This is a genomic window from Gluconobacter cerevisiae (assembly GCF_015244675.1).
GTDB lineage: Bacteria > Pseudomonadota > Alphaproteobacteria > Acetobacterales > Acetobacteraceae > Gluconobacter > Gluconobacter cerevisiae.
The window spans coordinates 103277-117181 of sequence record NZ_JABCQO010000004.1 but is presented as its reverse complement, the minus strand read 5'-3'; the positions used below and the strand labels follow the sequence as shown (position 1 = coordinate 117181).

Here is a 13905-nt window from a genome sequence, read left to right as displayed (position 1 = left end):
TTGCTGTTCTGGACGGCGATCAGTGGTTGCCGGTGTCGGCGGGCGAGGACGGGTCGTTCTTCTGCTGGGGCGCATCGGAACTCTGTTGTCCGTCGCGATGGTGACGGTGCTGGCTGGCGCTTTTGTGCTCTGCTTCAGTAGTCTGCGCTGCTGCGGAAGACGTATCGGGGATGGAGACCTTCTGACCGGGACGCAGATGGCTGACACCATCCGTTACGATACGATCACCGTTGCTCAGACCCTTTTCGATCACGGCATTCGTGCCGTCGGTCGTGCCGACCGTAACGGGCACGACTTCCACGGTCATGTCAGGCTTGATGCGATAGACGAAGCGGCCGTCAGGGCCGGTTTGCAGGGCATTTGCAGGAACGAGCAGAGCATCATGTAGCGTCGTGACCAGCAGATGCGGATTGACGAACTGATTCGGGAAGAGATGCTCGTCTTCGTTCGCAAAGATGCCACGCATCCGGACCGTGCCGGTTGCCGTGTCGATCTGGCTGTCGAGCGCCTTGACGGTGCCGGTGGCGATTTTGTGAGTGTTGTCGCTGTCCCAGGCCTCGACGGACAGTTCGCCGGTCTGTCCCAGATATTTCATGACCTCCTGAAGCTGGTTCTGCGGAACCGTGAAGATCACGGAAATGGGCTGCATCATCGTCAGGATGGTCAGGCCGCCGGACTGGCCAGCCGTCACATAGTTGCCGACGTCGAGCACGCGAATACCGACGCGGCCTTCGACCGGCGCAATGATGTGACAGTACATCACGTTCAGTTCGGCATTGCGGACATTGGCCCGGTCGAATTCGACCTGACCTTCAAGCTGCTGCACCGTGAATTCCTGATCGCGCGCGGTCATGGCGGAGGTCGAGTTCTGCTTGATCAGGCGCTGGTAGCGGGCGTTGTCCACGCGGGCCTTTTCAAGCTGCGCCATATCGGCGGCCAGCGTGCCGCGATACTGAGAGAGCGTGGCTTCATACGGACGCGGATCGATCAGTTCGAGCTCATCACCCTTATGAACGTGCTGGCCTTCCTTGTAATAGACAGCCGAGATATGGCCGTTGACGCGCGGCGTGATCGTCACGTTCGTCACGGGGACGACAGTACCGAGTTCCTGAAAAATCACGGGCATATCGCCGCTATGGACCGTTGCGACGGCAACGGGCTGCACGTTTCCGTCAGCCGCAGCGCCACGACCATGTTTGTGGGTCGCACCATGCGGGCGGAAGATTGCGAACAGGATCAGAAGAGCAATCAGAAGAACAACGCCCCAGAGGACCCAGCGCCGACGTGACCGTGCGGGAGGGGGAGAGGACTGGGCGGTGTTGTTCGTAAGGCGGTCGCTGGAGCTGGCCGTCTGCTGATCCATGGTGGTTCTGTCTTTCCGCATAGCAGAGCGCAGGGCTCTCAGGCGACGATGTTATGTGTTTTCATGCTTATACGGCAGGAGGCCAGCGCCTGCCATGACGCGACCTTAAATCCTGTTCAGTTTTGGTAATGAAAATTAAAATGACCGAAAATGATACGTTTCGTTACTGTTCTGCCCGATAGTTTTTCCTGGGGCTTGTCTCTTCCCCAACCAGAGATCATATCGGACCGGAACCGGATGCCTCCGTCGTGCGTTTGAACTGAAGACAGGTTAATCCGGACAGAGGAGAATAAAATGGCTGATACAACTGAGACCAAAGTCGAAGGCCTCCTGGATGACGCCAAGGGCAAGATCAAGGACGGTTTTGGTGGCCTGACCGGCGACGCAAAGCTTCAGGCCGAAGGCAAGTTCGACCAGCTTTCCGGCATGGCGCAGCAGGATTTTGCCGATCTGTACGATGAAGGCGAAACCAAGCTCGAAGCTGCAACGGCGTTTGTGCAGGATCGCCCTCTGATTTCGCTCGTGATCGCGACGGTCGTGGGAATGATTGTGGGTGGACTGCTGTTCGGCCGCAAAAGCGATTGAAGCGCAACAGGCGTTTCGACCGGACGGACGTCTTTGTGCTAGAAGCCTTCCGGAGTGATCCGGGAGGCTTTTTTTATGGAATGGTTTTACGACAATAACGGGCAGCAGGCCGGTCCAGTCTCCCGTGAGGAAATCCTGCGCCTGATCATGCAGCGGCAGATCAAGCCCGAAACACTTGTCTGGACGTCGGAATTCGGGGAGACGTGGCGACCCGCCAGCGCAGCGGGACTTGTCTCTCCGCTGACAGGGCTTCTGCGGATGTCTTCAGGAAGTGCAGAACACTGGGCCTGGGTGCTTCTGGTTGGGCCATGGCTGATCCAGCGTCTGACGCTGTTGATCCTGGTCTGGCGCCATATCCCGGAACGTGATCGGATGGGACCCTTTTCGATCGTCGCGATGATGTCGCTGCTATTGTTTTTCATTTCCTTCATGCTGGACCGAAACTCGATCCGCGAAAGTGGAAAGACCCCGCCGGGCTTCTGGTGGTGGCTGTTTTTGCCGGGATATTTCTGGAAAAGGCGACAGATCGTCGGTCGGGGACTGTCGTTGTTGATTGTCAGTCTGCTTCTTCTCGCCGTCAATGTGACGGAGAAAATCTATCAATTCCCTCAGATAGAGAAAGAGCTTCAGATGCAGCATGGACAGACGGAACAGCCTGTTCCATCGCCGCCGCCAGTGGCCGGTCAGGAGAACCAGCAGGAAGACCTCTGACGCTTCAGGTGAAGAGTCTTTCCCACCACACTTGACATATTAAACTTAGAGACAATGCATTTTTAGGCTTCCCTTTCGAGTCGCCATGATTCAAAACCGATTCGGTCACCTGATTTCGCGGTGATCTGTCGGGGAGACGCTCATAAATGCCGGATTACGCCCTGGAAGCTGCCCATGGGGGGCTGGTCGTCGGGATCGACGAAGTCGGGCGTGGTCCTCTGGCCGGACCGGTCGTGGCATCTGCCGTGGCCTTTACGGCTCCGCCGTCTGCCACCCTGTCCGCTCTCCTTGATGATTCCAAGAAGCTGACGGCCCGACGCCGGTTGCTCGCCTATGAGGCCCTTATGGCCGACGATCAGGCATTGATCGGCATTGGCGCGGCATCCGTTCTGGAAATCGAGCAGATCAATATCGCCCAGGCTTGTTATCTGGCCATGCGCCGGGCGTTGTCCCGGCTCGGCCGGATGCCGGACCTTGCTCTCGTAGACGGCAAACATGCCCCGAAACTGCCCTGTCCCGTCAAAATGGTGATCGGTGGCGACGGGATAAGCCTGTCTATTGCCGCAGCCTCCATCATCGCCAAGGTAACGCGCGACCGCCTGATGGCGCGTCTGGCCATGCGTCACGATGCCTATGGTTGGGAGCGCAATGCCGGATATGGCACGGCCGCACACATGCAGGGGCTGAAACTCCGTGGGGTGACACCCCATCACAGGCGCGGGTTCGCGCCGATACGAAATATGATTGAAGCAGAGGTACACGCAGCATGAGCGGTGAATTTCCCGTCGACCAGATCCTGCGTGGAGAATGCATCGAAACGATGAAGACGCTGCCAGATGGGAGCGTGGACTGCATTTTCGCCGATCCGCCGTACAATCTTCAGTTGCGCGGTGAACTGCGCCGTCCGGACGAGACTGTCGTGGATGGTGTGGACGACGACTGGGACAAGTTCGCGGATTACGCGACCTATGACAATTTCACGCGCGACTGGCTCAGAGAAGCGCGCCGGATTTTGCACAAGGACGGCACGATCTGGGTCATTGGCTCCTATCACAATGTCTTCCGTCTGGGCGCGATCATGCAGGATCTGGGGTTCTGGATTCTGAATGATATCGTCTGGCGCAAGTCCAACCCGATGCCGAATTTCCGTGGGCGGCGCTTTACAAATGCGCATGAGACGCTGATCTGGGCCGCGCGTGGTCCGCAGAGCAAATATCGCTTCAATTATCAGGCCATGAAGGCTCTGAACGACGACCTTCAGATGCGCTCGGACTGGTATCTGCCGCTGTGCACGGGCAATGAGCGTCTGAAGAACGAACACGGCCTGAAGCTGCATCCGACACAGAAGCCGGAAAGTCTGCTGCATCGCGTTCTGGTAGCGTCAACCAACGCCAATGATGTGGTGCTGGACCCGTTCTGCGGAAGTGGCACGACCCCGGCAATGGCCAAGCGTCTGGGCCGTCATTACATCGCCATCGAACGGCACCCGGATTACGTCAAGGCCGCGCGCGAGCGTGTGGCGCGTGAAGAACGCCTGACCTCCGAACAACTGGCGACGACCCCCGCCCGGCGCGAAATGCCGCGTATTCCGTTCGGAAGTTTCGTAGAAACGGGTGTCTTGCCAGCAGGAACGGTGCTGTATGACCGGCAGAAGCGTCTGAAAGCGACCGTAACACCTGACGGCACCCTCGTATCGGGCAACCAGCGCGGCTCCATTCATAAACTCGGTGCAGGTCTAACCGGCGCGCCGTCCTGCAATGGCTGGACGTTCTGGTATTTCGAGCGCGATGGCCAGTTCGTTCAGATCGACATCCTGCGTCAGGAAAGTCAGGCGCTGCGTAACGTCGGCTGACGGAAGGCCATCGCCCATAAAAAAAGCCGGAGAACTTTCTCCGGCTTTTTTTTATGTCTGGATCACGAACGGTTAATGCCCTGCGAAGCCAAGGAAGCCAATTGAAGGATCTGCTTTACCGCCACTTGCATCGAAATGCGGGGAGGCGACGACGGCGGAACGTTTGGGTGTGACGGATTTTCCGCCGATCGTCAGATGGCCGCTGCCGTTCTTCATTTCCACGCCCTGATCGGACACGCTGTTCTCGATCTTTCCGTCCGGATTATAGGTCCGCATCGACAGCAGCAGGAACATGATGTCCTTGCGGTTCAGGTCGATGGCCATGTCCAGAGGCGTCTGGTCCAGAACGTTGTGTCCACCCATATCGGCACCGCGGTTGAGGGCTTCTTTGGCTGCATTGAGGGAGCCACGGTTAATGGCATCGAACAGGGCAACTGTCGGGTTCACGTCGGCGCGGGCATGACCGGCGTCGTCGTCGGATGCGTCTGCTCCAGGAAGGGCGGAAGGCGGCGCGGCACGCTGGGCGGCCTTGCGGGCTTCAGCTTTCTTCTGATTGGCTTCGGCTTCCTGTTCAGCCTCGGCGTCGTCGGCATCCTGAGCCTGGGCGTGATGCCAGGGTACGAGAATCGTCGGCGTCATTGCCAGAGCGGCAACGAGCAGCAGGCGGGGCAGGGTGGGGAGCAGTCGCATGATGCCAATATACTGTGATCGCTCGTCCTGCGCGAGTCTGCAGATGCCTCTCGGAGGTGCCGGATTATGACATTTTTTCAATGACCTTCCCGCCACCAGCCCATTGCGAGGAAAATCAGCGTCGCAAGCAGGGCTCCCCATGCCGGAACGAGGTCTGTTGTCCGTGTTTCGCCTGCGACGGCCGCCGTGGTGACAGGCAACCCCATCCAGTCCGAGCCGCTCATGGCTGAACCGACGGAAACCTGTTTCAGACGTGGCGTGTGCTCCGCGACCCACGCCACAGTCCCTCCCGATGCCTGAGCGCTAGCACCCATAACGGTTGCGGTGGCGCGCAGATCCTGCCGTTCGACCGGATCGTGGGAGACGGGACTGGCGAAAGCGACCAAGCCATCCTGCCGAACACTCCAGATGCCGGGTGTCGTGGCCGCCAGCGTGGCGTGCCAGACGCCGTCAGTCTGTTTCAGGGTAACGGGCGTGCGCTTTCCGTCCGGCGCAGTGACGAAAGCTTCAGGCGAAACAGTCTGTCCCGCCGCATGGCGTTCGACATCAAGTTGGCCGTTTTCGATCCGGGCAGTGAGGCGGTTTTCCTCAAGATCCGGCTCTTTCATGAGCCAGTGTGACAGGCGCCGCAGAAGCTCGGCCTGCGGGCCGCCACCGCCTTCACCCCGCGACCACAGCCAGAGCTGGTCCGACATGAGCATGGCCACGCGCCCGCGATTCACCCGGTCCAGAAGCAGAAGCGGCGCACCGTCCGGGCCATGCATCAGGTCTTCGCCATGCGACTGGTCTGGCCGGAGGGCACGATACCAAGGGCCCCAATCCTGCGTCAGACCTGCTGTGACAGGATGGGTTTTGCCCAGATCGGTCAGGGCTGGTCGAAAAGCGCGCGTGGCCACTCCGTCCGTCCCCACATGGGCCGGAAGAATCTGTGCGAGGCTCGTATCCTGAAGCGTGCCGTCCTGCGTGAATTCCGGTCCTGCCGTCACCAGCAGGCCGCCGCCGTTACGGACATAATCGGCGATATTGGTCAGGTATTCGTCCGGAAGGATGTTGCTGTTGCGAAAACCGTCCAGAATGATGAGATCGAAGCTGCGGATCTTTTCCTGAAACAGTTCCCGGATCGGAAACGGAATCAGCGCCAGATCCGATAGCGGCGTGCCATCATCGGTGTTGGGAGAGCGCAGAATGGTGAAGTGCACGAGATCCACGGACGGATCGGCCTTCAGCAACCTGCGCCAGACGCGCTCTCCCTGATTGGGAACGCCGGAGACCAGAAGCACCCGCAGCCGGTCGCGCACGCCCCGGATCCGTACAACGTCGCTGTTGTTTTCCGTAGAGGCTTCCCCGGCTAGCGGAGAAACAGACAGGCCGACAAGCGTTTCGCCGGGATGTTGTACGGGAACCGTGATGTCCTGCGGCGTACCGGTCCGGATCGGGCGGGTCTGCGACGGGGCATCGCCCGATCGGATCGTGAGAACGGCGTCGGCGGCATCCGGAGCACCGAGATCGTCCACCTGCACGCGGAGCGTGGCGTTCTGCCCAACGATGGCATAAGGCGGCGTGCTCAGGATGCGCAGACGACGGTCCTGTTCTTCCCCGCGAGCTGTCAGCAGAAGATGCAGAGGCAGTTTCTGCCCATCCGGTCCCTGAAAGCGCGCCGGGAGATGGGCTGGAACGTCATGATCCATACCGTCCGTCACGACGATGGCACCTGCAAAACGGCCCTGCGGCAGATCGGCGTGGTCCAGCGCTTCGAACAGGCGTGTGCCGTGGCCCATGCCACCCGGAACATCGACGCGATGGAGCGTCAGGCCCGGAAGATGGGCCGCGTCCTGCATGATCTGCCGTGCGGTCTGGTCCGCGATAGCCGTGCGGGGGCCGACCTGCATCGAGGCCGAGCGATCCACGACCAGCAGCGCATCCTGCGGCACCGGGCGGAGCACCGGATGAAGCGCACGCGGTCCGGACAGCCACCCCAGAAGGGCTAGAACAGCGAGAGCGCGCCAGATCATCCCGCGCGCTCCGCGCAGTGCGCCGTAAATTGCGCCTGCAACACTGAGTGCGGCCAGCGTTGCCAGCAGCCAGATGGGAAGCATCGGAGAAAGATCGAACATCATGGCGCGTCCCCCTCGTCGGCAGTGTCGGGGCTGGTTGTGGCAGGTGTCGCATCCGGGCTGCCGAGGCGGCGGAGCATTTCAGGATACTGGGCCTGATCGTTCTTGTAGTTTCCGGTCAGGGCGTAGAGCACCATATTCACGCCGAAACGATAGGCCTGCGTGCGCTGGTCTTCGCCCCCGGGAATGACGGCAAAAGGATGGTTGCCCGACCCGTCCACGGCCCAGGCATGTGCCCAGTCGCCATTGCCGATGATGACGGGGCTGACGTCATCATTCGCCTCGTCCCCGTTGCGTGCCACATAAACCGGCTGCCCGGCAACGCGACCGGGAAAGCCGCTATGCAATAGATAGAAGGTGTGGGCCAGAACGTGCTTGTCCGTCAGCTTGGCAAGCGGCGGCACGACGAGACCATCGGTCACGCGCTGCAACGCGGCCCGGGCGGCGGCGCTTGTGCCAGAATCGGTGTCGGTGCCAGCGCCCTGTTCGTCGATCAGCAGGATCCCGCCGTGTTCCATGAACGTATTGAGCGCTTTCGTGCGTTCGGGATCAGGCTGCATGTCCGGCGTAATTGGCCAGTACAGAAGCGGATAGAACGCCAGATCGTCCTTGCCCGGAACAACGCCGTCAGGGTGGCCGAGCGTCGCGGAACTGCGGGCGCTCGTATAGTCGGAAAGGCCCTGAAGCCCTTCGCGGGAGACGGCATCGATATCGTCATGACCCGTGAGAACATAAGCCAGCCGCGTTTCGAGCGCGGCCTGCGGCACGGTTGCCGGAAGAGGAGCGGGTGTCTGCGTCTGGGCGTGAGCCATCGGCAGAAGCAGCAGACCTGCGATCGCCAGAGCGCCAAGCAGACCGCGCCGTCGTAGGGACAGGATCAGATCCAGCAGCAGCAGCAGCAGACCCGCCGCCATCAGCGCAGGACCAACCGGACGATCCGCATGCGCGCCATCGGGCAGAATCCGGGTGCCGAGCAAAGGCTCCTCCACCATCGGCGAAGCAGCATCGCCGAGATTGAGCGCGCGCGTTCCACGGGCAGGACCATAGAGCCCGGCAGGATGCGTAACGGAAACATCCATATGTGCCAGATCCGAAGCGCGGATTGAGCGCGCAGCCTGTGGCGGCATGACGAGTCCACCATCGCTCCCGACAATACGCCACGGCGCCAGTTCCGAAGGGCCACCGCCCGCCACACCAGCGGACCGTTGGATCAGACGTTCCAGCATGTCGGGAAAAAGACCCGAAAGCGGCACATTGGACCAGTCGGGCGAGGGCGTGACATGGAACAGGACGATCTCTCCATTGCCTTCGGCGCGCGCGGTCACGAGAGGGGTGCCGTCGCTCAGGGCCGCCCAGACATGATCCGTCAATCCTGTCTCGGGCTTGGCCAGAACCTGTCGCGAGACGGTGACATCGGGCGGAATCGTCAGGTCCGAAAACGGCGAGGCTTCGGGGAAGGGTGCCAGCGTCTGGGGTTTCCCCCATGACATCGGGCCGCCTAACTGACGCATCCCGCTCATGAGATGGACGGGAAGAAGCGCATCGGAGGTCGCGTCGGACGTGGCGGTCTGATCGGCCGCGAGACCGGAGCCTGCGAAGCGGACGAGCATTCCGCCATGACGCACCCAGTCCAGAACGCGATGGCGCGTCTGCTCGCCCGAAAGCGCCCCATCCGTAGCAATCAGAACCGACAGGGGCGCGCCCAGCAGGGCCGTGGCATCGCCGCTATGCAGGTCCGCAATCGGTTGCAGGGCGCGATTGAGGAAGAACGCCGAGCCGACAAGAGGCGTGGCGTCGCCGGGCGTCTGGAGAATACCGACCGGACGGCGGTGGTCAGCTTGTCCCATCAGATGCACAGCAGCAGGACCGGTCGCGCCTTCAAGTGTCAGACGATCGAGCTGGTTCCGCAGCAGAGCCGGGAGGGAGAGCGTCTGGTCTTTTCCGGTCGTGAGGGGATAGGCCGCAAGCGTGCCGCCATTGGCGTTGACAGCATGCAGCGTCACGGTCCGGGTCGGGCAGGGCAGCGTGTCGACTGTCGCATGAAGCGCGCCGTCCTGACCTGTCGCGGCATCAAGGCGCAGGATGTCACAGCCGTTCCAGCGCATATCCTGAACGGACCGCGCCTTCGCAAGCGCGCCACGCAGCGCATCGTCTCCCGTCGCAGCCAGACCGTCCGAGAGCACCATCACGCGCTGGCCGGACAGATCCCGGCCCCCGAGCAGCGCGGCCAGCGCCTGACGGTCCGTCGGCCAGGGCTGCGGACGTAAATGTGAGAGATGCTCGGACAGCGCATGGGGGTCATGCGTCGTGAAGGCTTCGGGAATCGCGCCGTCCGGCGCGCGCGCGGCATGGAGGAACGTGACGTCCTGACCGTTGCGGATCGCGGTTTCGCCAAGTGCGAGCGCTGCGGAAATACGGTCAGTCCAGTGTGGAATGGCGGCCCAGCCATCATCGAGGATGAGGGTCAGCGGTCCGTTGCCGGTTTCGGTCTGATGCGGCGTCAGGATGGGGCGGGCCAGCCCGAAAATGACGAGGGCCACGGCCACCATGCGCAGAATCAGAAGCCAGAGCGGGGAACGGGCGGCGTCCTCCCGCCGGGCCGTGAGCCGGTTCAGGATGAGCAAGGACGGAAAAGACTGTTCCTGCGGAGCAGGCGGCGTCGCCCGCACCAGCCACCACAGCGCAGGCAGTGTAAGCAGACCGAGCAGTAGGAACGGGGCAAGAAGAATCATCGGCCGCCTCCGAGCGCCATGTGCAACGCCAGAAGGGCCGGAAGCGGATTCTGTGACGTGTCATGCACGATGCAGTCGGCATGGAGCGACGCCGCACTCTGTTTGAGGGCCGCGAGATGCGCGTTCATCGCCTGCTCATAGGCCGGACCAAGGCTTTCCATGGCGGGAAGGGTCAGAACACCCCCCTCAAGCCCTTCGAACCGGATACGCCCGGAGCGTTTCAGCTCTCGTTCGGCTGGGTCGAGAACACAGAGAAGATGGGTCCGCACCGGACGGCTGGCGCAGGCTTTGAGGAACGTGTCGATCCGGTCTTCGTCCCACAGGAAATCGCTGATCACCACCAGATCGGACCGTGGCGGAACTAAAGACATGCGGGGAAATTCGGGCTCATCTGCATCCTGACGCAGAAGGGATGCCGCCAGTCTCGGGAGAACTTGACGTCCGGCAAGGGCGCGTCCGGCCTCGATTCCGGTCAGCAGACCCGCGCGTTCGCCGCCGCGCAGGGATGCGGACGCCAGCGCCAGCGTGCAGAGTTGTGCGCGTTCCGCCTTGGTCGGCAAGGCATCGGACGAGCGCCACTGCATGGAGGGCGAGGGGTCACACCACAGCATCAGCGACTGGGCGTTCTCGCGCTCGCGCTCACGGACCCAGAACGTGTCTTCAACTGGCGAACGGGCAGACTGTCGCCAGTCGATGGATGTTGCGGGCTCGCCGACATGATAGGGCCGGAACTGCCAGAAATCCTCGCCCGGTCCTGAACGTCTGCGGCCATGAACACCGCTTTGCAGGCTGGCGGCGATCTTTTCGGCTTCAAGAACAAGCGCGGGCAGGGGTAGGCTTTCCGCCTGCGCGGTCGGAGCGCCGGAGCTGGCGCCCCGGTTGCGGCGGAAAAAACTGCGCAGGGTATCGGACGGACTTTTCACGGCGATCAGAGGAGGGCCTGAGCCTGCTTGCGGATCAGGACTTCGCTGTCCGTTCCTGCGGCGCGGGCGCCAAAGCCCAGCCCGATACGATGGGACAGGACCGGGCTTGCAAGCGCCACGACGTCATCAAGGCTCGGCACCAGACGGCCATCAAGCAGCGCGCGGGCGCGGGTCGCGATCATCAGTGCCTGAGCTGCGCGAGGGCCGGGGCCGAAGGACACGGCGTCCCGGACTTCCGGCGATGCGGACGGATCTTCCGGACGCAGCGAACGCGTCAGGCTCAGGATTGCATCCACGATCTGATCGCCGACCGGCAGACGCCGGACGAGGTTCTGGGCCGCGAGCAGACTTTCGGCATTCATCAGGGCGGAGACCGTCGGCGTCGTGGCGCCTGTCGTCTGAAGCAGCATCTGCCGTTCCGCGTCCCGGTTCGGAAAACCGAGGCTGATCTGAAGCATGAACCGGTCGAGCTGGGCTTCGGGCAGGGGATAGGTGCCTTCCTGCTCGATCGGATTCTGGGTCGCGAGAACATGGAAGGGGCGCGGCAGGGCATAATCCTTGCCCCCCTGTGTGACCCGACGTTCCGCCATGGCCTGCAACAGCGCGGACTGGGTGCGGGGGCTGGCGCGGTTGATTTCGTCAGCAAGGACCAACTGGCCGAAGATCGGGCCGGGCAGGAAGCGGAAGGCGCGTCGTCCGTCAGCATCCTGATCCAGAATTTCCGCCCCGGTGATGTCCGACGGCATCAGATCGGGCGTGAACTGGATGCGCGTGGCGTCCAGACCCAGAACCTGTGAGGCCGTGTTGACCAGCAGGGTCTTGCCCAGACCGGGCGCGCCCATCAGAAGTGCGTGACCACCTGACAGGATCGTGACAAGAACCTGTTCGATGACGCTGTCCTGGCCCAGAACAATGCTGCCGATGGCCTGACGGACATGATGGAGAACCGGAGCCAGACGATCGGCTTCAGCCACGTCCGCCTCGCCCCGCAGGGTGCCGGCGGAGATGCCGGAAGAATATTGCTGCTCGCTCATAACACCAGTCTGACAGGTGTGGGGGTTTCATCAAGGCTCGATTGCACCCAAGTTGGTGTGAGAAGAGAGTTTTTATGCAGTTGGAGGGAAAATTGAGCGATCATCAGTTCCGGCAGGCGGCCCGGCCTGACGTCTTCGCGGCTCCAGATCCGCTGGTGCCACCGTCTTCCTTTCCCGACTGCTCGTCCACGAGCCCTCGAAAGCTGCCCTTCCTGATCCAGCGCGACGGCACGTGGCTGTATCGTGGCTCGGCGGTGAAGCGCAAAGCCATGCTATGCATGTTCTCGTCCATGCTGACCCGCGACCCCGAAGGAATCTACTGGCTGAAAACCCCGATGGAGCAGGGGATCATTCAGGTCGAGGACGTCCCGTTCGTAGCGGTCGAACTGGATTTTCGTGGAACCTGCGGTCGCCAACAAAATCTCTGTTTCCGCACCAATATGGACGAATTGATCTGCATTGGCCCCGAACACCCCCTGTCGTGTGACTGGGACCGGCCTTCGGAAGAGTGTGCCGGTGTGCCTTACATCCATATGCGCGACGGCGAAGGCGCCTTTCCAATCCAGGCTCGGGTGACGCGCGCGGTCCATTATGAACTCGCGGCTCTCGCCGTTCCCGGTCATGTAAAAGGAAAGCCCTGTCTCGGTGTCTGGAGTCAGGATTGCTTTTTCCCGCTTTCGCGGCCTGTATGATACAGAGCTCTGGTCTGCTGGAGCGTCTGCCGGATCGGAAAGGTCTGGACCGGATCTGGAGTGTCCTGCCTGAAGCGCGTCTTGTCGGCGGTTCGGTCCGTGATTTGCTCGCAGGGGTTCCTGTCCATGATCTGGACCTTGCGACTCCGGAGCCTCCCGAGGAAGTTCAGCGTCGGCTGGAAGGTGCGGGAATCCGTGTGATCCCGACTGGCCTGTCCCATGGAACGGTAACAGCGGTGCTGGATAGTGTTACATATGAGATCACGACCCTGCGCCGGGATGAAGAAACGGATGGACGTCACGCGGTCGTAGTCTGGACGCAGGACTGGACGGAAGACGCGGCTCGACGCGATTTCACGATCAACGCCATGTCGTTGGATCGTCATGATCGTCTCCATGACTACTTTGGAGGACAAGAGGATCTGAGAAGCCGTCAGGTCCGTTTTGTCGGAGACGCATCCCGCCGGATTGCAGAAGACGCTTTGAGAGCACTGCGTTTTTTCCGGTTCGACGCGCGTTATGGAAGTGGACGTCCTGACACGGCAGCATGTGAAGCTGTGTCCGAACAACTTGGGTTGATTGGGACGCTTTCTGCCGAACGGGTCGCGTCTGAACTCTTTAGAATCCTATCGGGGCCGCGCCTTGCGGAAACAATCGCAGCAATGGCGGCGGTTGGACTGTTGCAGGTGATCCTGCCGAACCCGGACCCTGCTGCTTTGAATCGGTTGCTGAACTGCGGTGCTCCGGGAAAGCCTTTGCTCAGGTTATTCGCTCTTTGCCACGAGAGCAGCCGGGTGTTGTTCGGACGACTAAAACTTTCCAATGCGGATGCGGCAAGAATTGCAGTCTGGGCCTCAGACAAACCGGCCTTGTCTCCGGGCATGTCTGACGATGACCTGAGACGACTGCGCGCGGAGCAGGATCTGGACCCGCTTGTGGAACGGAGCTGGCTGCAACAGGCCCGTCTTACGGGCGGACCTGACAGAATTTGGGACGGTTTTCGCTCCAGATTGCAGGCGCTGCCACAGCCGCAGTTCCCATTATCGGGCAAGGATGCCCTTGCTCACGGCATTCTGCCGGGACCGGGCATAGGGCAGTGGTTAAAAAAAGGCCGGGACTGGTGGATGGCGCAGGGATGTCTGCCGGATCGGGCGCAGTGTCTGGCCTATCTTGTCGCGCATCCGTGAGATCGCGGTTTCGTCCTTTTCG

12 protein-coding genes are annotated in these 13905 nt (G+C 61.5%); 6 read left to right on the top strand and 6 right to left on the bottom strand.

All coding sequences use genetic code 11. The features are described 5' to 3' along the window. Positions 1-19: 19 nt before the first annotated feature. On the bottom strand, positions 20-1363 hold the full coding sequence (locus tag HKD21_RS06950; RefSeq protein ID WP_194254935.1) for an efflux RND transporter periplasmic adaptor subunit: 1344 nt from the start codon (positions 1361-1363) through the stop codon (positions 20-22). Positions 1364-1657: 294 nt separating this feature from the next. Between HKD21_RS06950 and HKD21_RS06945 the strand changes: the two genes are divergently transcribed. From HKD21_RS06945 to HKD21_RS06930, 4 genes are all read left to right on the top strand, one after another. Then, the gene (locus HKD21_RS06945) at positions 1658-1948 is read left to right on the top strand and encodes a CsbD family protein (RefSeq protein ID WP_194254934.1); all 291 of its coding nucleotides are present in this window, start codon (positions 1658-1660) and stop codon (positions 1946-1948) included. A 75-nt stretch (positions 1949-2023) separates the two neighbouring features. Beyond that, positions 2024-2659, top strand: coding sequence for a DUF4339 domain-containing protein (locus HKD21_RS06940; protein WP_194254933.1), 636 nt, complete (start codon positions 2024-2026; stop codon positions 2657-2659). 146 nt (positions 2660-2805) lie between these two features. Continuing rightward, positions 2806-3429, top strand: a complete 624-nt coding sequence (locus HKD21_RS06935) for a ribonuclease HII (protein WP_194254932.1) — start codon at positions 2806-2808, stop codon at positions 3427-3429. Beyond that, positions 3426-4511, top strand: coding sequence for a site-specific DNA-methyltransferase (locus HKD21_RS06930; RefSeq protein WP_194254930.1), 1086 nt, complete (start codon positions 3426-3428; stop codon positions 4509-4511). The genes HKD21_RS06935 and HKD21_RS06930 overlap by 4 nt, the downstream gene beginning before the upstream one ends. Before the next feature lie 72 nt (positions 4512-4583). Here the strand turns inward: HKD21_RS06930 and HKD21_RS06925 are convergent, their stop codons facing one another. The 5 genes from HKD21_RS06925 to HKD21_RS06905 form a co-directional block, all read right to left on the bottom strand. Next, positions 4584-5201: an ankyrin repeat domain-containing protein gene (locus HKD21_RS06925; protein WP_194254929.1), complete on the bottom strand. Its 618-nt coding sequence runs from the start codon at positions 5199-5201 to the stop codon at positions 4584-4586. 77 nt (positions 5202-5278) lie between these two features. Beyond that, on the bottom strand, positions 5279-7318 hold the full coding sequence (locus tag HKD21_RS06920) for a VWA domain-containing protein (protein WP_194254928.1): 2040 nt from the start codon (positions 7316-7318) through the stop codon (positions 5279-5281). Beyond that, a complete protein-coding gene (locus HKD21_RS06915) occupies positions 7315-10047 on the bottom strand; it encodes a DUF4159 domain-containing protein (RefSeq protein ID WP_194254927.1) in 2733 nt (910 codons plus the stop codon). Before HKD21_RS06915 ends, HKD21_RS06920 begins: the two co-directional genes overlap by 4 nt. Beyond that, positions 10044-10970: a DUF58 domain-containing protein gene (locus HKD21_RS06910; protein ID WP_194254926.1), complete on the bottom strand. Its 927-nt coding sequence runs from the start codon at positions 10968-10970 to the stop codon at positions 10044-10046. The genes HKD21_RS06915 and HKD21_RS06910 overlap by 4 nt, the downstream gene beginning before the upstream one ends. Positions 10971-10975: 5 nt before the next feature. Further along, positions 10976-12004 carry an AAA family ATPase gene (locus HKD21_RS06905; RefSeq protein WP_194254925.1) on the bottom strand — a complete coding sequence of 343 codons (1029 nt, stop codon included), beginning with the start codon at positions 12002-12004 and terminating at the stop codon, positions 10976-10978. 155 nt (positions 12005-12159) lie between these two features. On the opposite strand from HKD21_RS06905, the gene HKD21_RS06900 reads away from it, so the two are divergent. Together HKD21_RS06900 and HKD21_RS06895 are read left to right on the top strand one after the other, a co-directional pair. Next, the gene (locus HKD21_RS06900) at positions 12160-12696 is read left to right on the top strand and encodes a DUF1285 domain-containing protein (RefSeq protein WP_194255032.1); all 537 of its coding nucleotides are present in this window, start codon (positions 12160-12162) and stop codon (positions 12694-12696) included. Next, on the top strand, positions 12693-13883 hold the full coding sequence (locus tag HKD21_RS06895) for a CCA tRNA nucleotidyltransferase (protein WP_194254924.1): 1191 nt from the start codon (positions 12693-12695) through the stop codon (positions 13881-13883). Before HKD21_RS06900 ends, HKD21_RS06895 begins: the two co-directional genes overlap by 4 nt. Positions 13884-13905: the final 22 nt, after the last annotated feature.